The following is an 18,589-nucleotide window of genomic DNA, read 5'->3' as shown; positions in this document are numbered from 1 at the left end:
ATGGCCGCGACCATTCCGCGTGTTGCCGGGCGGATCACCGAACATGCACCGCTCGCGCCGCTCGTCTGGTTCAAGTCGGGAGGCGCGGCCGAGATGCTGTTCGAGCCCCGAGATACGGACGATCTATCGGCGTTTTTGGCCGACCTGGGTCCCGCGGTCCCGGTCATGGCGCTCGGGCTCGGCTCAAACCTGATCGTTCGCGACGGCGGCATGTCCGGTGTCGTGGTGCGGTTGGGCAAGCCTTTCGCCGGTGTCGAGCGGCTGGATGCGACGATGTTGCGGTGCGGTGGCGGCGCGAGCGGGATCCTGGTCTCGTCCAGTGCGAGGGATGCGGGGATAGCGGGGGTGGAGTTCCTGCGTTCGATTCCCGGAACGGTCGGCGGCGTCGTGCGCATGAACGGCGGAGCGTACGGCCGCGAGGTGAAGGACATCCTCGTCGAGTGCGAGATCGTGCTCCGCTCGGGCGAGCGGCGCGTGTTCGCCGCGCGCGAGCTCGGCTACAGCTACCGCCATAGCGAGCTGCCCGACGGGTGCGTAGTGACGAGCGCGACGTTCCGCGGCCGGCCGGGCGAGGTCGGCGCGATCCAGGCGGAGATGGACCGGATCGCCGCCGAGCGCGAGGCTTCGCAGCCGCTGCGGTCGCGGACGGGCGGGTCGACCTTCAAGAACCCCGCCGGGCATAAGGCTTGGGGGCTGATCGACGCGGCGGGGTGTCGGGGGCTTTGCAAGGGCGACGCACAAGTATCGGAGAAGCACTGCAACTTCCTCCTCAATTTGGGCGGCGCGAGTTCCGCTGAGATCGAGGCGTTGGGGGAGGAAGTGCGTGCGCGCGTGCTGGCGCATTCGGGGATCGAGTTGGAGTGGGAGATACAACGCGTGGGGAGGCCGGCGTGAGCGGGCCGCTGCACATTGTCGTGCTGATGGGTGGCTGGTCGGCGGAGCGCGAAGTGTCGCTGTCGTCGGGGTCCGGCATCGCCGAGGCGTTGGAGAGCCTGGGTCACCGGGTGACGCGCATCGACATGGGGCGCGATGTCGCCGCGCGGCTAACCGAGTCCGCGCCCGACCTGGTGTTCAACGCGCTCCACGGAACACCCGGTGAGGATGGGTCGGTGCAGGGGATGCTCGATTTGATGGGCTTCCGGTATACGCATAGCGGGCTCGCGACCTCGGTGATAGCGATCGATAAGGTGCTGACCAAGCAGTTGCTGGTCCCGCACGGCCTGCCGATGCCAGGAGGGCGCATCGTCAAGTCGGCCGAGGTGCATCAGCGCGATCCGCTGCCACGGCCGTATGTGCTCAAGCCGGTGAACGAAGGGTCGTCGGTGGGCGTCGCGATCGTTACCGATGAAGGCAATTATGGGAACCCGATAGCGCCCGATGTTCAGGGACCGTGGCAGAAGTTCGATGAGCTGCTTGCGGAGCCGTACATACGCGGGCGCGAGTTGACGACTGCGGTGCTGGGCGGGCGGGCGCTGGGCGTGACCGAGCTCAAGCCCAAGTCGGGCTGGTACGATTACGACGCGAAGTATACCGACGGGATGACCGAGCACGTCTTTCCAGCGGATATCCCTGTCGAGGTCGCAAACGCGTGCCGGGGCATCGCGATCGAGGCGCATCGGCTGCTCGGCTGCAGGGGAGCGTCGCGCGCCGACTTTCGATGGGACGACAGTCAGGGCGTCGACGGGCTGTTCCTGCTGGAGGTCAATACCCAGCCGGGTATGACGCCGCTCAGCCTTGTCCCCGAACAGGCGCGGCATACGGGCATGAGTTACCCCGAGCTGGTCCAGGCGATCGTCGAAGAGGCGATGGCCCGATGAGTCGGACGATCAAGCGCGGCGCGCCGCCCCGAAAGTCCTTACGGCGGAAGGTCGTCAAGAAGCAGCCCTTGTTCGACCGGGTGCTCGGGCGGCTGCCGGTCAGCCCGGAGCTGCTCGCGAAGGCGGCGACCTGGACGATGCTGGGCGTCGTTGGGGCGAGTGTAGTCGCGGCGGCAAGCTGGGCGGGGATGCCAGCCATGATTGGGGCCGAGCTGTCGGAGGGAGCGGGCCGCGCAGGCCTGCGCGTCGGGCGGATCGAGATCACCGGACTGAAACGGATGAGCCGCCTGGACGTGTACGCCGTGGCGATGGAGCAGCGGTCGCTGGCGATGCCGTCGGTTGATTTGGCGGCGGTGCGAGGCAAGCTTCTTAGGTACGGTTGGATCGCGGACGCACAGGTGTCGCGGCGGTTGCCCGATACGTTGCTTGTCAACATCGTGGAGCGCGTACCCGCCGCCGTGTGGCAGGATGGTGGGCGGCTGACGCTGATCGATGCGGAGGGTGTGCTGCTCGCGCCGGTGGCGCCCGGCGAAGCATTCGACCTGCCGCTTCGGATCGGGCCGGGTGCGGATCGGCAGGAGCGCGGCTATCAGGCGCTGCTCGCCGCCGCGCCGGGGCTTAGGGCGCGCGTGCGAGCCGCGACCTGGGTGGGTCACCGGCGCTGGGACCTGACCTTTCGGACGGGCGAGGTGCTGGCGCTGCCCGAGGAGGACGCGCGGCGCGCTATCGTGCGCTTCGCCGAGCTCGACCGGTCGGGTCCGCTGCTGGGGCGCGGGTGGAAGCGGTTCGACATGCGCGACCCGGCGAAACTGGTGGCGCGCAAGCCGGATTCGAGCGAACGTGTAACTGCGACGCCGGGGGGCGACGCGGAGTCTGGTGATAAGCCGACGAGCAGGGAGGGCTGAGGATGGCGAAGACGGCACCTGAAGGGTTGATCACGGCGCTCGATATCGGGTCGTCCAAGGTATCGGCGATGATCGCGCGTAAGGGCGACGGCGGCGAGTTGATCGTGCTGGGCACCGGTCAGCGCGAGAGCCGGGGCGTAAAGCGCGGCTACATCGCCGACATGGGCGCGACCGAGGCGGCGGTGCGTGAGGCGGTGGAGCAGGCCGAGCGGGTAGCGGGACTGAACATCGAGGATGTGTGGGTAGGTTTCTCCGCCGGAGGGCTGATCTCTGACGTGGCGTCGGTCGAGTCGGACTTGGGCGGGCACCGGGTGGAGCAGGGCGATATCGACGCGCTGCTCGCGGCCGGACGTCAGTCGATCGATCCGCACGGGCGCATGGTGCTCCATGCGCAGCCCGCGCTCTATACGCTCGACGGGCTGACCGGCGTCAAGAAGCCGCTCGGGCTTCATGCCGACCGGCTGGGCGTCCACATCCATGTCGTCGCGGCGGACGGGTCGCCGGTCCGAAATCTCGATCTGTGCGTGCGGTCGGCGCATCTGGAGGTGCGCTCGATCATCGCATCGCCCGTCGCGACGGGGCTTGCCTGCCTGTCGGACGAGGAGCGCGAGCTGGGCGTCGCGCTGGTCGAGATGGGAGCGGGGATCACCAACGTGTCGCTGTTCGCAGGGGGTATGCTCGTCGGGCTCACATCCATCCCGTTCGGGGCGGCGGACGTAACCGACGACATCGCCTCCGCTTTCGGAACGCGGCGGCAGCAGGCCGAGCGGATGAAGTGCTTCCACGGCTCGGCGAACACGAGCCCGCGCGACAATCACGACATGATCTCCGTGCTGCCGATCTCCGCGGAGGACGGGGCGGGCGATGCGGTGCAGATCACCAAGGCGCAGCTGATCGGCGTAATCCGCCAGCGGCTGGAACATTTGACAGGCGAGATCGGCAGGGCGCTCAAAGAGCTGAAGTTCGAGGGGCCGGTCGGGCGGCAAGTGGTGCTGACGGGCGGCGGCGCAGAGCTGAAGGGCGTGGCCGATTACGCACAGGCGGCGCTGGGCCGATCGGTCAGGATCGGGCGGCCGCGCGGGCTGACGGGGCTGCCTGACGCGCATGGCGGACCCGCCTTCGCGACGCTGGCGGGGCTGGCGTTCTACGCCGCGTCCGACCCGATCGACCTGCGCGCGATGGCTCCGCAGGCCCAGACGGTGTACCGTCCGGGTGGGTTCCAGCTGGTTCGCAAGCTGATCCAGGCGGCGCGCGCGAATTATTGAAGAGGCGGGACATTCGGACTGGCGGCGCACGGGTCGTTGGTGCATTCACGGTTAATTATCGGGGGCCGCGAGGTCGGCTTCGGGGTGTGGAGTAGAGTCGAATGCCGATCGAGTTCATGGACACCAACGACGTGGACGAGCTGACCCCGCGCATCGCGGTAATCGGCGTGGGCGGGGCGGGCGGCAACGCGATCGCCAACATGATGCGCGCAGACGTACAGGGCGTCGACTTTCTAGTCGCCAATACCGACAGCCAGGCGCTCAAGCAGTCGATCGCGCCACAGCGCATCCAGTTGGGTGCGAAGATCACGCAAGGGCTCGGCGCGGGATCGCGGCCCGAGATCGGGCGCGCGGCGGCCGAGGAGACGATCGACCAGCTGTCCAAGCTGCTCGAGGGTAGCCACATGTGCTTCATCGCAGCGGGCATGGGCGGCGGCACCGGCACGGGCGCGGCTCCCGTCATCGCCAAGGCGGCGCGCGACATGGGCATCCTGACGGTGGGCGTCGTGACCAAGCCCTTCGCCTTCGAGGGCAAGCGTCGCTCGAAAAGCGCCGAGGCGGGCATCGAGGAGCTGCAAAAGTATGTCGACACACTGATCGTCATCCCCAACCAGAACCTGTTCCTGATCGCCAACGCCAACACGACCTTCAAGGAGGCGTTCGAGATGGCGGACGAGGTGCTGCAGCAGGGCGTGCGCGGCATCACCGACCTGATGGTCATGCCCGGCCTCATCAACCTCGATTTCGCCGACGTGCGGTCGGTGATGCAGGAAATGGGCAAGGCGATGATGGGCACCGGCGAGGCAGGCGGCGACAACCGCGCGCTGGAGGCGGCGCAAAAGGCGATCGCCAATCCGCTGCTCGACGGCGTGTCGATGCAGGGGGCCAAGGGCGTCATCATATCGATCACCGGCGGCGACGACATGCGTCTGCTGGAGGTGGATGAGGCCGCGAACCACATCCGCGACCTGGTCGATCCCGACGCCAACATCATTTGGGGATCGGCGTTTAACCAGGATCTGGAGGGGCGTATCCGCGTATCCGTCGTCGCGACGGGTATCGAGGCGGAGGCGCAAATGGCCGGAGCGCCTGCGCAGCCGGAAGCGACGCGGTCCTTCGGCTTCGGCCTCGCGCGCAAGAGTGACGAGCCGCAATCCTTCCGCCCGGCTGCTTCTGCGGCGTCGATCCCGACAGCTGTGGCCACGCCGGTGACGCCCAAGGCCGCGCCGACGCTGGTCAAGGAGGAGCCGCTCGATCTCGCGACCGTTCAGGCGCAGGCCGCCGATGCGCTGCCCGAGACGGCCGACGCGGCGAATGACGAACTGGTGCTGGGCGCGGAAACGATCGTGCCACAGGTGCCGGGCGAGCGTACCGATGGCTATGCGGGTCAGGCCGTGCCCGCACCGCCGATCGCGCCCACCGGCGGTTCGGTCGACGACGCCGCAGCACGCCGCCGCTGGCTCGCGCCGGGCGCTGACGTCCAGGCGGCGGGCGAGCCCGCGCCGGCCGCGCCGCGCGTGAAGATGGGCGGAACGCTGTTCGAGCGGATGTCCAATGCCGCGAGAGGCGTTCAGCGCGACGAGCAGGTTCCCGAGGACAAGGCCGAGCTGGACATCCCGCGCTTTCTGCATCGCCAGAACAATCAGTGAGTTGACGACAAGGTCGAGCAGGGTGAAACCGCGCCGCTTCGCCGTGCGCGGGACCCGATCCGCCGCGTATAAGGTGTTACGTCATTGCCGGTTCAGGCGGTGTCGGGTTTAAATCGTCGGCGGATGCGAAGCTTATACTACATCGCTCTGGCGCTCTCTACGGGCCTCGCCGGACCAACCGCGGCGCAATATCGGGCGGCTGTGCCGGTCATGCAGCCGCCCGCGACCGCCGACCAGCTCGCGACCGTGATGCGGCGCGTCGCGGCGGCTCCGACCGACGTATATGCGTTGCTGTCGGCGGGCGAGTTGTCGATCAAGCTGGACGATATGAGCGCCGCCGCCGCATTTTTCGCACGTGCCGAGAAGATCGATCCTCGTAATGGCCGCGCTAAGGCGGGTATGGCCGCGATCCTGGTGCGCGCCGAGCGGCCAGGCGAGGCTTTGCGCTATTTCCAGACGGCCGAAGGGCTCGGGCATCCGGTCAGCCGGTTCGCGGCGGACCGGGGATTGGCGTATGATCTTCTTGGCGAGCAGGAGCGGGCGCAACGCGATTACCGGCTGGCGCTCCGGACGATCGCCGACGACGAGACGATCAGGCGCTACGCCTTGTCGCTCGGCATCTCCGGGCGGCAGGCGCTGGCGCTCGAACAACTGGAGCCGCTGACGCGGCGGCAGGACCGCGCGGCGTGGCGCGTGCGCGCGTTCGTGCTGGCGATGAGCGGCGACGTCGCGGGCGCGTCGACGATAGCCGTGACGATGATGCCGCGCGGCATGGCGGGCGGGCTTCAGCCTTTTTTCGAAAGGCTGCCGTCGCTATCCGCCGCCGACCGCGCCTTCGCCGTGCATTTCGGCGAGGTGCGGCCGACGCCTGCGCGCCTAGCCGATGCGCGCATGAAACCGGGCCTGGCTCCGCTAGGACCCGATCCTTTCCCGCCGGTGCGGGTCGCCGTCGCGCGTACCGCGACGCCGCCGGTGGTGCTCGCGTCGCGTGGGGATCGTCGGCGCGTCCGCGATCGGGTCGAGCGCCAGGCCGCCGTACCTGTCCCGCCGCGTGTAGTCGCATCGACCGTGCCGCGCGCGGTCGCTGCGCCCGAGCGCCGGGTCGTGGCGTCGGTTGCTCCGCGCATTCCCGCTTCGATCGAACGGGGTCGCGTACCGGTCGCCGTGGCCGTTCCGGTCGAGCAGCGGCGCGAACCAGTTGCGGTCGCCGCGACAGCTCCGGATCCGATCGATGCCCCGGCGCTGGCCGCGCTCCGGGCGTTGGCGCAGATTGAAGGAAGTGGATCACCCGCAACCGTCGCGGCGTCGGCAACGACGCCCTCGGTCGCGCCGACCCCTGTCCAGGTCGCCTCGGCCGCTCCGGCCCTACCGAGCCCGAGCGCTGCTGCGCCGCTCGTTGTAGGGCCTGTCCTTCCGCCCGCGAGCGCGCCGACGCAGGTCGTGGCGCTCCCGACGATCACGCCGCAGCCCACGCTGCCGAGTTACTCGCTTCCAGGGACGATCAAGTCGGTACCCGACACGAGCGCGCCGGTGCGTACCGCGGGCGTACCGTCGTCGGGAACTCCGACCCCGATCCAGACAGCGAACACGACGCTAGCTCCAACCCCCGTGGCTTCGGCGACAACTTCTAATCCAACACCAGCCGCAACGATTGACATGATTGCGGCGAGCCCGGGCTTTGCAAACCTCGCGCCCGGGTCGGCCGTGGTGCCGACCTCGGTGGCGACTACGGCCGTCGTACCGCCCTTGTCCGCCACGGCGGTCCGGAGCGAGGACTCGATCCTCGCGCGAATCGTCGCGTCAATCACGATCCCCGGCGCGGAGCTGGGCGTGGTGCAGGCCGGGCGGCACTCGCCGGGCGTAGCCGCAATCGAGCCCGCCACCGCGCGCGTGCTCGCTGCCGGTGCCGCCAAGGCGGCAAGCCAGACTACCGACCGTGCCGCGGCCGTCCGCACGATTGCGATCGCGGCGAAGAGGTCGGCGGTGGAAGCCAGGCCTGTCGGGCATAATGTACGCGGCCCGAGGACCACCGCCGAGCGCCGCGCTGCCGAGCGGGCAGAATTGGCCGAGGACAGTGCGGTCCGCGCAAAAGTCGAGAAGGTGCAAAAAGATCCCGAGCGCATCTGGGTGCAGGTGGCGGGCGGCGCGAGCGAGGGCGATCTGCCGCGGGCCTGGAATGCGGCCCAAAAGAAAGCGGCGGTGCTGAAAGGCCGCGCGGCTTACGTGACACCGCTACGCGCGACCAACCGCGTCGTTACCGGTCCGTTCAAGACCGACGCCGAAGCGCGCCTGTTTGTGAACCAATTGGCAAAGCAGGGCGTTTCGGCATTTCAGTTTAAGAGCGTGACGGGCCAAAAGATGACCAAGCTTTCCGCCAAGTGACCGTGCCGCGCGCTTGCGCGTCGGATCCGGCGCGCAGCAGAGGACGCCTTCATCTCGAAATCGCGACGGAGCGGGGACCGCGCGACGCGTTTCAACGCGACCGCGACCGCATCGTTCATTCCATCAGCTTCCGCAGACTGCGCCATAAGACGCAGGTCTTCATGGCACCCGACGGTGACCATTTCCGTGTTCGCCTGACGCACAGCATCGAGGTCGCGCAGATCGGCCGCGTGATCGCGCGGGCGCTGGGGCTGAACGAGGATCTGACTGAGGCGTTGTGCCTAGCGCACGATATTGGCCATCCACCCTTTGGCCATGCGGGCGAGGACGCGCTGAAGGCAGCGCTCGCGGAGCAAGGTGGGTTCGATCACAATGGTCATACATTGAGGGCCCTTACCGAGATCGAACGACCTTACCCGCTTTGGAATGGCTTGAACCTAACTTGGGAGACGCTTGAAGGCTTGGCCAAGCATAATGGCCCGGTAGGTCAGCCCGGCTGGGCGTTGGCGCAGGCCGAGGCGGAGTTAACGATGGATCTTTCATGCTGGCCATCGCTCGAGGCGCAAGTGGCGGCGATCGCGGACGATATCGCCTATGACAATCACGATATCGACGATGGGCTTCGTGCCGGGTTGCTGACGCTCGATCAGCTGCTGGCGGTGCCGATCGTCCAGAAGAGTTGGGACGCCGCACGTGCGCGATATCCGAAGGTCGAGCCCAACCGACTATTGGGCGAACTGGTGCGCGGACAGATCGGGGCGATGGTCAACGATCTCCTGGTCGAGACCGACCGACGGATCGCGGTGTCCGGGGTAGGGGACATCGCCGACGTGCGCGGGGCCGGGCGCGCGCTGGTCGGCTTCTCCGACGAGGTGCGTGAGGCGGAGCGTGACTTAAAACGGTTTATGTATGCCAACCTTTATCATCACCCACGCCAGGTTGCGGCGGCGGCGGCGGCTCACAACGTGGTGGCGGGGCTATTCGCGGCCTACCGCGCTAGTCCAGACGCCCTGCCGCCCGCATGGCGCGCACGGCTGCCCGGAGACGAGCCGTGGCGAAGTCGGCATATCGCCGACTTTATCGCAGGGATGACTGATCGCTACGCCGTGACGCGCTACCGCGAGGTGGTCGGGCCGATCGACCTGCCCGAGGGGTTCTAGCCTCGCGCGCGCTGGGCTAAGACGCGCTGCATGACCTTATATGTCCGTTTCGCCGCGCACATCGACGCGGCGCTCGACAGCCTTACCGCCGCGGGTACGATCCCGGCGGGCCTTGCCCGCGCGAACGTGACGGTTGAGCCGCCGCGCGATGCCGCGCACGGTGATCTCGCTACCAACGCCGCGATGGTGCTGGCCAAGCCAGCGGGCGCGAACCCGCGCAAGTTCGCCGAGGCGATCGCGGCCGAGCTCGTTCGGCTGGATGAGGTGAGCGCGGTCGCGGTCGCCGGGCTGGGCTTCATCAACCTGACGCTGACCGACGATGCGTGGCGGGACGAGCTGGCCGCCATCACGCAAGCGGGCGACGATTACGGGCGGTCGCGGACGGGCGAGGGCCGGACGGTCAACATCGAATATGTCTCCGCCAATCCGACGGGTCCGATGCATATGGGCCATTGCCGGGGCGCGGTGGTGGGCGACGCGCTGGCCAAGCTGCTTGAGTTCGCGGGTGCCAAGGTGATCCGCGAATATTACGTCAACGACGCAGGGAGCCAGGTCGATACGCTCGCGCGGTCGGTCCACCTTCGGTATCGCGAGGCGCTGGGCGAAAGCGTAATCATAGCCGAAGGACTATATCCCGGCGACTATCTCGTGCCGGTCGGCCAAGCGCTCGCGGGCGAGTTCGGCGACCGCTACGCCGTCGCGCCCGAGGGCGACTGGCTGGTCACGTTCCGGACGCGCGCGGTCGAGGCGATGTTGGTGCTGATCCGTGAGGATCTCGCGCTGCTTGGCATCCATCACGACGTGTTCGCGTCGGAGGCGGCGGTGCAAGCGGCGGGCAAGCCGGAGGCGGCGGAGGCGGCGCTGCGCGCGCGCGACCTGGTCTATGATGGCGTGCTCGAGGCACCAAAGGGGGAATTGCCCGACGACTGGGAGGCGGTCGAGCTGCCGCTCTTCCGATCGACGCGGTTCGGCGACGATCAGGACCGCCCGATCAGGAAGTCGAACGGGCAGTGGACATATTTTGGCGCAGACCTCGCTTACCACTATCAGAAGGCGGAAACGGCCGACGCGCTGATCGACATATGGGGCGCGGATCATGCGGGCACCGTCAAGCGCATCGTCGCGGCCGTACAGGCGCTGACCGAGGGGCGGACGCGGTTCGATGTGAAGCTAATCCAGATGGTCCGGTTGCTGCGTGGCGGCGAGCCGGTAAAGATGTCCAAGCGCGCGGGCAACTTCGTCACGCTGGCCGATGTCGTGCGGGAGGTCGGGCGCGACGTGGTTCGGTTCACCATGCTCACGCGTCGCGCTGACGCGCAGATGGATTTCGACTTCGCCAAGGTCGTCGAGGCGTCGAAGGACAACCCGGTCTTCTATGTCCAGTATGCGCATGCGCGGATCGCGTCGCTGCACCGTCGCGCGCTCGAGGCGGGAGTCGTGCCGGGATCGGCCGACCTGTCGCGGCTTGACACGGCGGAGCTGGCGCTGATCAAGATCGCAGCGCAGTTCCCGCGCGTGGTCGAAACGGCGGCGGCGACGCGTGAGCCGCACAGGATAGCCTTCTACCTCTATGATTTAGCGGCGGCCTTTCACGGCTGGTGGAATGTAGGGAACGATGAGCCCTCGCGTCGCGCGATCCAGGCGGAGGATCACGATCTGACGCGCGCGCGGCTTTGCCTGAGCGCCGCGATCGGGCAGACGATCCGCAACGGGCTTGCCGTAATGGGCGTGACGGCGGTCGAGGAGATGAATTGATGGCCGAGCGGACCGAACCGCGTGACGAGGATCGCCTGCCCTGGTTGGAAACGGTCGAGCCGGACGAGCCGCCCCGGAGCAACACGGGGCGCACGGTCGCGCTTGCGTTACTGGGGGTCGGCCTGCTGGTCGCGATCGTGCTCGGCCTCGCTCAGTGGCAACGCGGTCCGAGCGCGAGCGGCGACAGCACGCTGATCGCTGCGCAAGAGGGTGATTACAAGGTTCGCCCCGACGATCCCGGCGGCTTGAAGGTTGAGGGCGAGGGCGACGCGGCGATCGCCACCAGCGCGGGCGAGGGTGCGGGCAACGGCGCGGTCGACCTGAAGGCGGTGCCCGAAGTGCCTGCCTTAACCACCCGCGATCCTCGTCGCACCCCGAACCCATCGCCCACTGTCGGGCGGAGCACGGTAGCGCAGGTGCCCGCGTCCGGCGGACGGCTGGTGGCGGCCGTGCCGATAGGGTCGCCGCGCGGGGCCATCCCCGGCGCGGTCGGAGGCGGCGCGCTCGTCCAGCTCGGCGCATTTCCGAGCGAAGGTGCGGCGAACGGAGCGTGGGGCAACTTCGCCAAGCGTTTCGGATACTTGGCCGCGCTGGGCAAGTCGGTCGAGGCCGCCGAGGTGGATGGGCGTACCGTTTACCGCCTGCGCGTCAATGCGGGCAGCGCGGGCCAGGCGGCGAATATTTGTGGGCGCTTGCGCGTCGCGGGCGAGGGGTGCTTCGTCACGAGCTGACGTTCGAGCCGACAGTTGTGGCGCGGTTCGATAGGTCGCGCTAACAAACCGGGCATGAAGCCCGTCATATTCGGCCTGTCGGGGCCGGTTCTCACGCCCGACGAAGCCGCCTTCTTCCGCGTCACCGACCCGGCCGGGTTTATACTGTTTCAGCGCAATGTCGTGGATCGGAGCCAGTTGCGGGCGTTGACCGACTCGCTCCGCGATCTAACCGGCCGCACGGACCTAGCCGTGCTGATTGATCAGGAGGGCGGGCGTGTAGCGCGGATGGGGCCGCCGGAATGGCCGGCCTTTCCCGCGGGTCCGGCCTTTGACGAGTTATATGAGATCGCGCCTATGTCGGCGATCCAGGCGGCGCGCGCGAATGCGCAAGCGCTTGGGCTTATGCTGGCGGAGGTGGGGATCACCGTCGACTGCTTGCCGCTGCTGGACGTCACGCGCGCGGAAACGACCGATGCGATCGCGACGCGCGCCTATGGCGGCGAGCCGATGCGCGTCGCCGCGATGGGCCGCGCAACGTTGGAGGGTCTGGCCGCGGGCGGCGTCGTCGGCGTGGTCAAGCATATGCCGGGCCATGGCCGCGCGGTCGTCGATACGCACTATCACCTTCCCACCGTGACCGCGACGGCCGAAGAGCTGGCGATAGACCTGGAGCCGTTCCAAGCGCTCGCTCACGCGCCGATGGGGATGACGTCGCATATCGTGTTCGAGGCATGGGACCGCGACCGGCCCGCGACGCTATCGCCCATCGTGATCGAGAATGTAATCCGCGAGCGCATCGGCTTCGATGGGCTGCTGATGACCGACGATATCGATATGAAGGCGTTGTCGGGCACCGCCGGACAGAAGGCGGCGGGCGCGGTGGCGGCCGGATGCGACATTGCGCTCGATTGCTGGGCGCGGATGGCGGAGATGGAGGACATCGCGGCATCGCTCGGCGAGATCAGCGACCGATCGCGCGTGCGGCTGGACCGTGCAATGGCGACGATGACGTCGCCAGAGGGCGATTTCGCCGAGCTGATCGCGAAGCGGGATGCGTTCCTTGCGCTGGTCCGATAGGGGCGGTGGCAAATGCGGTCGCGGCACCTTAGATCATGTTGAGTCGTTACGGGAGATTCAATATGGGCGGTTTCAGCCCCATCCACCTGCTCGTTCTCGCGGTCGTTGCGATTTTGCTGCTCGGCGGCGGTCGCTTCTCCAGCCTGATGGGCGATGTCGCCAAGGGCGTGAAGAACTTCAAAAAGGGCATGGTCGAGGAGGAGGATACGTCCAAGCCCATCACGCGGATCGAGACGACCAAGGTTGTCGAGCCTGCTCATGACCGTGACGGCGCGCGCGTCCGCGACGATCGCTGACGCCGCTCCGCTCGCCTGAAGCACGGCCAGCATGTTCGACGTAGCGCCGACCGAGTTCCTGCTAGTGGCCGTGATCGCGCTGCTTGTAATTGGGCCGAAGGATCTGCCCAAGGCGATGCGCGTCGTCGGTTACTGGGTTGGGCGCATGCGCGGGGTGGCGCGGCAGTTCCGTTCGGGCTTCGATACGATGGTGCGCGAGGCGGAGCTGGAGGAGATGGAGAAGCGCTGGGCTGCGGAGAACGAGCGGATCATGCGTGAACACGCCGCCGGAACCGAAGCAGAGGCGGTCGATCCTGCGTCGCTGGGGAACCCGGCCGGTGCGGATCAGTCCGACGACGCGACCGCCGAGCCCGTTCATCTAGAGCAACCCGTACTGCGCCCCGCGCCGGGCAAGTCGCTGCCGCCGCAGGGTGATGGGGTCACGTCGTGAGCGAAATCGACGAGAGCCGCGCGCCGTTGATGGACCACATGCTCGAGCTTCGAAAACGGCTGTTATATTGCTTGGTCGCCGTAGCCATCGCGTTCGCCGCGTGCCTGTATTTCGCGCGACCGATCTTCGGGTTCCTGTTGCAGCCGCTGCTGGAGGCGGGACAGAAGACGGTGATCTACACGCAGGTGTTCGAGGCGTTCTTCGTCGAGATCAAAGTCGCGTTCTTCGCGGCGTCGATGGTCTCGTTTCCGATCATCGCCAGCCAGATGTGGCAATTCATCGCCCCCGGGTTGTACCGCAAGGAACGGCGCGCTGTATTGCCATTCCTGTTCGCGACGCCCGTGCTGTTCGGCATGGGCGCAGCGATGGCGTATTACGTCGCGATCCCGACCGCGCTCCACTTTCTGCTAGGATTCGATGGCGAGGTCGGAGGTGTGCGGCGCGAGGCTTTGCCGGCGATCGGCTATTATCTGTCGTTCATCATGCAGTTCCTGTTCGGATTCGGGCTGGCTTTCCTGCTGCCCGTGCTGCTGATGTTCCTGGAACGGGCTGGCGTCGTGACGCGCAAGCAACTCGTGGGTGCCAGGCGCTATGCGATCGTCGGCGCGTTCGCGATCGCGGCAGTCCTTACACCACCCGATGTGGGGTCGCAGCTGCTGCTCGCGATTCCCCTATGCATCCTGTACGAACTGGCGCTGATCGGCATCTGGATCACCGAACGTCGCAGGGCGAAGGGCTCGGTCGCGACCGATGTCGCGGTCGACTGACCGAGCCCGAAACGTCGATTAATCGGCGGCCTTTTCGACGGCCTTGCCTGCAGACTGCACGTCCTTGCCCGCACCCTCGACGGTATTGCAAGCAGCCATCAACAGCATTCCAGCAATGAGCGCCGAACCGAACAACTTACGCATGATGGTATCTCCGAAAAGCGGGCGTCATCGCCGCGGAGGAAATGATCAGGAAGGCCGATCGTTCCGGCAGCGAAGCTTGAATGGAATTTGAAAGCTCGACAGCGTCATCACGCGGAGCACAATCTGGGAAAAGGCCCGAAAGCGTCACCGGGGGGGGGAGGGGTGGACGCTTCCGGGCCTATCACTTGAGCAACGAGAGCGGGGGGGCTGTTCGTCGATGCTCAGGGTACCAAACAACGTGATCGCGCGCTGGTTCCCAAAAAAAAATTGCGGCGTGCAAATCAATCTCGGCCGATCACCGCGACGGTGATCTCGTACGCTCCCAACTCCGGATCGTGGAGCAGCTGCCCGCGTAGCTGGCGGGCAAGACCCGCCATGACGCGGCCGTACCGCGTGTCGATCAGATCCCGCAGCGCGCCATTCTCGACCAGTGCCCGGGAGAAGATGTGCAGGCGAGCGCGATCGTCCGTGTCGGATCGCTTCAGCGCGATACGGATGACGGAGGCCTGATCGATGCTCATCGCCAACTCGATGACCTCGGTAACGATGAACGCAACCGCGACCGCCACGTCCTGCGTGACGAGATAATTGTCGATATCGAGCGTTATGCTTAAGCCCGAAGCTCCGTCGGGCGCGGTTGCGCGGATGTTGGAGGCGAGCTCGCCCAATACCGACCGCATGCCGAGCCCGCGATTGTCCTCCATCTCCGCGAAATGGTTGCGGTGGACGACCGCGAGCGCATCAACCCGCCGTTGGATCGATGCATAGGCCGTCACCGCCTCGGGCGTCGGAGCGCCGCGGGCGTGAAAATTGATGAGGCTGGAGATGACCTGTAGGTTGTTCTTGACGCGGTGGTGAACCTCGCGGGTCAGTCTAGTCTGACGAACCAGGCCCTCGGCCAGGCCCGCCTCATGGTCGGCAACGGTGCGCGTGATCGCATCGAAGGTCGCGCCGAGTTCACGGATCTCCTGCGCGGGCAGCGTGCTCGCACCGGCGTCAATCACCTGACCAGGTCGGTAGGTCGCCACGCTCGTGCGCAGGCGGCGAAGCGGCGCGATGAGCAGATGATCGACTACGAACCACCCAATCCCAGCGGCTGCGGCCCACATCAGGATCGGCAGCAGCATCGCCACCACGAACGAGGAGGTGATCGGCGCGGCGCGTATGCTCGTCCGCAAAAAGAGGTCGGCCAGCCCCAGCGGCAACCGTATCGTTTCCATACGGTCGAGCGGAGCCGCATCCGCGATGGTCGCGAGATCGATCGCATCGGGGCCCAGCATCAATGATTGGGAGTAGCTGGTCGGTTGGCTGGTGGGTGCCCCGATCCGGCCCAGGAACGCGCCCGAAAAGAAGGCGCGCGCCGTCAAACCGTTCCGGTCCGAGACGGACAGCACCAGTCCGCGACCGGGTACGATCGCGCCGGCGATCGACGAACCGCCGTCCGCGCTGATCGGCGCAGACTGGAACGACCGACCGCACACCGCCCGCCCCGCGCGATCGAGGATGACGAAGCGCGTGCCGAGTTCGACCTGCTGGGCGAACACGCCCTCCACGCGGGCGCATGACGCCGGATCGGCCCCGGTTCGCCCGAGCATGCCGAGCGCGGACCTGAGAGCGGTCATGTCGCCGACCAATTCGATCGTGATGGACCGAGCGCTTTCGGTCGCGGCTACCCGCAACCGGGCGCGCGCTTCGGAGTCCGCCAAGCGGCTGGTCTGGAGCGTGGCGACGATGGCGATCAACGCGAGCGGGAGTAACGCCGCCGAGAGGATCAGGAAGAGCTTGGCTCCGGTCGGCAGTCGCGAGAGCGCCCCGAGCGGGGCGCCCAGCCCGCGTTCAACCTGCGGAATATTGATCACGCACCGGCTAGTCGAGCTTGCTCAGAAGGTCCAGCAACTCGTCGGGAACCGATTCCTGCACGGCTTCGTCGTACACGGACCGAAGCGCCTCGCCCATTTCGCGCTCGCGGACATCGGCTGGACCGCGCTGGCCGGCCGCGGGCTTCTTGGCGGGCGGCTCTTTTTCCGAACTCAACGCATGATCCTCTGTACCGCCCACCGGAGGTTTCGGTCGTCACAAACGCATGCGACTTATCCCCTCGCCCCGTCCGCGTTAGGTCGAGGCCTACGCGTGAAACTAAAAAGCGGGTCGTGAGTTCCGGCGCGAAGAAAAAAACGGTCAACCTTTCCCAACGGCGTCGGCGTCATCATCAAGCGTTGCAACGGGTGCCGTGGGGGTTCAGGGAACGCGGACTTCCAGGGAGCTAAGTCATCTCATGTCGCTCGGACAGCAACTCGCACCGCATCTACCATTTCTCAGGCGCTATGCCCGCGCGCTTACCGGCAGCCAGGTGCAGGGCGATCGGTATGTCCGCGCCACGCTGGAGGCGATAGTCGCCGCGCCCGATGAGTTCCCGCGCGACGTCGATCCGCGCCTGGGCATGTACCGGATGTTTCAGGGGATCTGGAACTCGACCAATTACGACGAGGTGGAAGGTCACGCGGAGCCCGGCGAAGGCGCAGAGGCGGTGACGCGGGCACGCCTCGCCAAAATGACCCCGCTGTCGCGTCAAGCGCTGCTGCTGACGGCGATGGAAGGCTTCACGCCCGAAGATGCCGGGTACCTCATCGAGGTCGACACGGCCGAGGTCGACGTGCTCGTCGCCGAAGCGCTCGCCGAGATCGAGCAGCAGACCCGCGCGCGCGTGCTCATCATCGAAGACGAGCCGATGATCGCGATGGACATCGAGACGATCGTCCGGGATCTCGGGCATGAGGTGACGGGCGTCGCGGTCACGCGCGACGAGGCGGTGGCGCTGGCGTTGGACGATCGCCCCGGGTTGGTGCTCGCCGACATCCAGCTGGCCGACGACAGCTCCGGCATAGACGCGGTCAAGGATATCCTGGTGGACCTGCAGGTGCCGGTGATCTTCATCACCGCATTCCCCGAGCGGTTGCTGACGGGTGAGCGTCCGGAGCCGACCTTCCTGATCACCAAGCCGTTCCAGCGCTCTACGGTAAAGGCGGCGATCAGCCAGGCGCTGTTCTTCGACCAGTCGACCGTTCCCGCGCAGGTGGACTGATCGCCGGCTGGGCGGACCCAAACCGAGCTCGGAAGGTTTAAGCATCATGGCTGACGAAGAGAAACCGATCCACATTTCCACCGACCGCGCACGCGGAGGGGCCACGCCGCACATGACGCGCGTGATCCTGCCCATTTCGCTGGTGCTGGTCATCGCCATCTTCGCGTACATCATCCTGGCCTGACAGGCTTTTCCCGCCGCCGCTGGCATATGCGACGCCGCTCGCCTATCTCTAGCGTGTGCGCGCTGGCCGCGCCTGTTTGGGGATGATCGGATCTACATGACGGACGCAGTCGCGCGAGACGATGGTGCCGCGCCCGAGCAGATCGAGCATGTCTCGCTGTCGGATCCCGAGTTCAAGACGCAGTTGGCTCAAGTCATTCCGCATCTGCGCGCTTTCGGGCGGTCGCTGTCGGGCAGCCGCGATCTCGCCGACGACCTTGTGCAGGAGACGCTTCTGAAGGCGTGGGCGGCGCGCAAGCGATTTCAGGCGGGCACCAACATGCGCGCCTGGACCTTCATCATCCTGCGCAATCTGTATCTTTCGCAGATGCGCCGAGCGCGGTTCAAGGGAGAGTGGGACGACCTCGTCGCCGACCGCATCCTCGCCGCTCCCGCGAGCCAGGACCGGCATGTCGAACTCGGCGACATGCAGCGCGCGCTGATGCACTTGCCGCAACCGCAACGCGAGGCGCTGATCCTCGTCGGCGCGGGCGGTTTCGCGTATGAGGAGGCGGCCGACATCTGCCGGGTCGCGGTGGGCACCATCAAGAGCCGGGTCGCGCGAGGGCGCGTCGCATTGGAGGCATTGTTGACGAGTGGTGCGCTGCCGTCACGGCGTGATCACGAGCAGGATGTGAACAAGACCGCGCTCGACACGATAATGGGCGAGGTGGATCAACTTAGCAGGGAGCGGTGACGCCTCCCGGGAAGGGATGGATCAGCGGCGCTCCCGGTCGAGCCGGTCGAGGCAGCGGCGCATGTCGTCCGGCACTGCCGCGGCATGCGAAAAGGCCCGCAGCAGAGCCCCGCCGACCGCATCGGTCGCCATCGGGCGACGGACGACATAGCCGCATACGCCGCGATCAGCCGGTCCTGACATGATGTCCGTCATGCGACTAGAAACGTCGATCGCTGCAAATCGTTT

20 protein-coding genes are annotated in these 18,589 nt (G+C 66.9%); 16 read left to right on the top strand and 4 right to left on the bottom strand.

Annotated features, from left to right (window positions below; translation table 11 throughout):
• The 13 genes from murB to tatC all read left to right on the top strand — a co-directional run bounded on the left by murB (window position 1) and on the right by tatC (window position 14,216).
• A complete protein-coding gene (gene murB, locus ACFE7F_RS05970; protein WP_375402933.1) occupies window positions 1-894 on the top strand; it encodes a UDP-N-acetylmuramate dehydrogenase in 894 nt (297 codons plus the stop codon).
• Window positions 891-1,817: a D-alanine--D-alanine ligase gene (locus tag ACFE7F_RS05965; protein WP_375402932.1), complete on the top strand. Its 927-nt coding sequence runs from the start codon at window positions 891-893 to the stop codon at window positions 1,815-1,817. The genes murB and ACFE7F_RS05965 overlap by 4 nt, the downstream gene beginning before the upstream one ends.
• Window positions 1,814-2,722 carry a cell division protein FtsQ/DivIB gene (locus ACFE7F_RS05960; RefSeq protein ID WP_375402931.1) on the top strand — a complete coding sequence of 303 codons (909 nt, stop codon included), beginning with the start codon at window positions 1,814-1,816 and terminating at the stop codon, window positions 2,720-2,722. Before ACFE7F_RS05965 ends, ACFE7F_RS05960 begins: the two co-directional genes overlap by 4 nt.
• Before the next feature lie 2 nt (window positions 2,723-2,724).
• Window positions 2,725-3,987: a cell division protein FtsA gene (gene ftsA / locus ACFE7F_RS05955; RefSeq protein WP_375402930.1), complete on the top strand. Its 1,263-nt coding sequence runs from the start codon at window positions 2,725-2,727 to the stop codon at window positions 3,985-3,987.
• A gap of 101 nt (window positions 3,988-4,088) precedes the next feature.
• Window positions 4,089-5,636 (top strand): cell division protein FtsZ, encoded by a 1,548-nt coding sequence (gene ftsZ, locus ACFE7F_RS05950; RefSeq protein WP_375402929.1) that lies wholly within the window; start codon window positions 4,089-4,091, stop codon window positions 5,634-5,636.
• A gap of 210 nt (window positions 5,637-5,846) precedes the next feature.
• Window positions 5,847-8,018 carry an SPOR domain-containing protein gene (locus tag ACFE7F_RS05945; RefSeq protein ID WP_375402928.1) on the top strand — a complete coding sequence of 724 codons (2,172 nt, stop codon included), beginning with the start codon at window positions 5,847-5,849 and terminating at the stop codon, window positions 8,016-8,018.
• Window positions 8,015-9,178: a deoxyguanosinetriphosphate triphosphohydrolase gene (locus ACFE7F_RS05940; RefSeq protein WP_375402927.1), complete on the top strand. Its 1,164-nt coding sequence runs from the start codon at window positions 8,015-8,017 to the stop codon at window positions 9,176-9,178. Before ACFE7F_RS05945 ends, ACFE7F_RS05940 begins: the two co-directional genes overlap by 4 nt.
• A 30-nt stretch (window positions 9,179-9,208) precedes the next feature.
• Window positions 9,209-10,933 (top strand): arginine--tRNA ligase, encoded by a 1,725-nt coding sequence (argS, locus tag ACFE7F_RS05935; protein WP_375402926.1) that lies wholly within the window; start codon window positions 9,209-9,211, stop codon window positions 10,931-10,933.
• Window positions 10,933-11,664, top strand: coding sequence for an SPOR domain-containing protein (locus ACFE7F_RS05930; protein ID WP_375402925.1), 732 nt, complete (start codon window positions 10,933-10,935; stop codon window positions 11,662-11,664). Before argS ends, ACFE7F_RS05930 begins: the two co-directional genes overlap by 1 nt.
• Before the next feature lie 54 nt (window positions 11,665-11,718).
• Window positions 11,719-12,723 carry a glycoside hydrolase family 3 N-terminal domain-containing protein gene (locus ACFE7F_RS05925; protein WP_375402924.1) on the top strand — a complete coding sequence of 335 codons (1,005 nt, stop codon included), beginning with the start codon at window positions 11,719-11,721 and terminating at the stop codon, window positions 12,721-12,723.
• Between the two features lie 62 nt (window positions 12,724-12,785).
• Window positions 12,786-13,019, top strand: a complete 234-nt coding sequence (locus ACFE7F_RS05920) for a Sec-independent protein translocase TatA (protein WP_375402923.1) — start codon at window positions 12,786-12,788, stop codon at window positions 13,017-13,019.
• Between the two features lie 31 nt (window positions 13,020-13,050).
• Window positions 13,051-13,449: a Sec-independent protein translocase protein TatB gene (tatB, locus tag ACFE7F_RS05915; RefSeq protein WP_375402922.1), complete on the top strand. Its 399-nt coding sequence runs from the start codon at window positions 13,051-13,053 to the stop codon at window positions 13,447-13,449.
• Complete coding sequence (gene tatC / locus ACFE7F_RS05910) at window positions 13,446-14,216, top strand: twin-arginine translocase subunit TatC (RefSeq protein WP_375402921.1); 771 nt, start codon at window positions 13,446-13,448, stop codon at window positions 14,214-14,216. Before tatB ends, tatC begins: the two co-directional genes overlap by 4 nt.
• Before the next feature lie 18 nt (window positions 14,217-14,234).
• Here tatC and ACFE7F_RS05905 read toward each other — a convergent pair whose 3' ends face one another.
• The 3 genes from ACFE7F_RS05905 to ACFE7F_RS05895 form a co-directional block, all read right to left on the bottom strand.
• Window positions 14,235-14,360 carry an entericidin A/B family lipoprotein gene (locus ACFE7F_RS05905; protein WP_375402920.1) on the bottom strand — a complete coding sequence of 42 codons (126 nt, stop codon included), beginning with the start codon at window positions 14,358-14,360 and terminating at the stop codon, window positions 14,235-14,237.
• Window positions 14,361-14,641: 281 nt separating this feature from the next.
• Window positions 14,642-16,219, bottom strand: a complete 1,578-nt coding sequence (locus tag ACFE7F_RS05900; protein WP_375402919.1) for a sensor histidine kinase — start codon at window positions 16,217-16,219, stop codon at window positions 14,642-14,644.
• A gap of 7 nt (window positions 16,220-16,226) precedes the next feature.
• Entirely contained in the window at window positions 16,227-16,394 is a 168-nt protein-coding gene (locus tag ACFE7F_RS05895) for a NepR family anti-sigma factor (protein ID WP_375402918.1), read from the bottom strand.
• A gap of 241 nt (window positions 16,395-16,635) precedes the next feature.
• Between ACFE7F_RS05895 and ACFE7F_RS05890 the strand changes: the two genes are divergently transcribed.
• The 3 genes from ACFE7F_RS05890 (at window position 16,636) to ACFE7F_RS05880 (ending at window position 18,361) form a co-directional block, all read left to right on the top strand.
• Entirely contained in the window at window positions 16,636-17,442 is an 807-nt protein-coding gene (locus ACFE7F_RS05890) for a response regulator (protein WP_375402917.1), read from the top strand.
• A 46-nt stretch (window positions 17,443-17,488) separates the two neighbouring features.
• A complete protein-coding gene (locus ACFE7F_RS05885; protein ID WP_375402916.1) occupies window positions 17,489-17,626 on the top strand; it encodes a hypothetical protein in 138 nt (45 codons plus the stop codon).
• A 96-nt stretch (window positions 17,627-17,722) separates the two neighbouring features.
• Window positions 17,723-18,361 (top strand): sigma-70 family RNA polymerase sigma factor, encoded by a 639-nt coding sequence (locus ACFE7F_RS05880; protein ID WP_375402915.1) that lies wholly within the window; start codon window positions 17,723-17,725, stop codon window positions 18,359-18,361.
• Between the two features lie 21 nt (window positions 18,362-18,382).
• On the opposite strand, the gene ACFE7F_RS05875 is transcribed toward ACFE7F_RS05880, so the two are convergent.
• Complete coding sequence (locus ACFE7F_RS05875) at window positions 18,383-18,556, bottom strand: hypothetical protein (protein ID WP_375402914.1); 174 nt, start codon at window positions 18,554-18,556, stop codon at window positions 18,383-18,385.
• Window positions 18,557-18,589 lie beyond the last annotated feature (33 nt).

It is taken from the genome of uncultured Sphingomonas sp., assembly GCF_964235535.1.
In the GTDB taxonomy this organism is placed as follows: domain Bacteria; phylum Pseudomonadota; class Alphaproteobacteria; order Sphingomonadales; family Sphingomonadaceae; genus Sphingomonas.
Note: the sequence above shows the minus strand (reverse complement) of the source record. Positions and strands in the feature narration are given on the sequence as shown.

Bases quoted from the DNA above. Each gene is read 5' to 3' on its own strand.
- ACFE7F_RS05945 (WP_375402928.1), top strand. From the start codon at position 5,847: ATGCAGCCGCCCGCGACCGCCGACCAGCTCGCGACCGTGATGCGGCGC.
- ACFE7F_RS05885 (WP_375402916.1), top strand. From the start codon at position 17,489: ATGGCTGACGAAGAGAAACCGATCCACATTTCCACCGACCGCGCACGC.
- ACFE7F_RS05930 (WP_375402925.1), top strand. From the start codon at position 10,933: ATGGCCGAGCGGACCGAACCGCGTGACGAGGATCGCCTGCCCTGGTTG.
- ACFE7F_RS05880 (WP_375402915.1), top strand. From the start codon at position 17,723: ATGACGGACGCAGTCGCGCGAGACGATGGTGCCGCGCCCGAGCAGATC.
- tatB (WP_375402922.1), top strand. From the start codon at position 13,051: ATGTTCGACGTAGCGCCGACCGAGTTCCTGCTAGTGGCCGTGATCGCG.
- murB (WP_375402933.1), top strand. From the start codon at position 1: ATGGCCGCGACCATTCCGCGTGTTGCCGGGCGGATCACCGAACATGCA.
- argS (WP_375402926.1), top strand. From the start codon at position 9,209: ATGACCTTATATGTCCGTTTCGCCGCGCACATCGACGCGGCGCTCGAC.
- ACFE7F_RS05875 (WP_375402914.1), bottom strand. From the start codon at position 18,556: ATGACGGACATCATGTCAGGACCGGCTGATCGCGGCGTATGCGGCTAT.
- ftsZ (WP_375402929.1), top strand. From the start codon at position 4,089: ATGCCGATCGAGTTCATGGACACCAACGACGTGGACGAGCTGACCCCG.
- ACFE7F_RS05905 (WP_375402920.1), bottom strand. From the start codon at position 14,360: ATGCGTAAGTTGTTCGGTTCGGCGCTCATTGCTGGAATGCTGTTGATG.
- ftsA (WP_375402930.1), top strand. From the start codon at position 2,725: ATGGCGAAGACGGCACCTGAAGGGTTGATCACGGCGCTCGATATCGGG.
- ACFE7F_RS05960 (WP_375402931.1), top strand. From the start codon at position 1,814: ATGAGTCGGACGATCAAGCGCGGCGCGCCGCCCCGAAAGTCCTTACGG.
- ACFE7F_RS05890 (WP_375402917.1), top strand. From the start codon at position 16,636: ATGTCGCTCGGACAGCAACTCGCACCGCATCTACCATTTCTCAGGCGC.
- ACFE7F_RS05920 (WP_375402923.1), top strand. From the start codon at position 12,786: ATGGGCGGTTTCAGCCCCATCCACCTGCTCGTTCTCGCGGTCGTTGCG.
- ACFE7F_RS05925 (WP_375402924.1), top strand. From the start codon at position 11,719: ATGAAGCCCGTCATATTCGGCCTGTCGGGGCCGGTTCTCACGCCCGAC.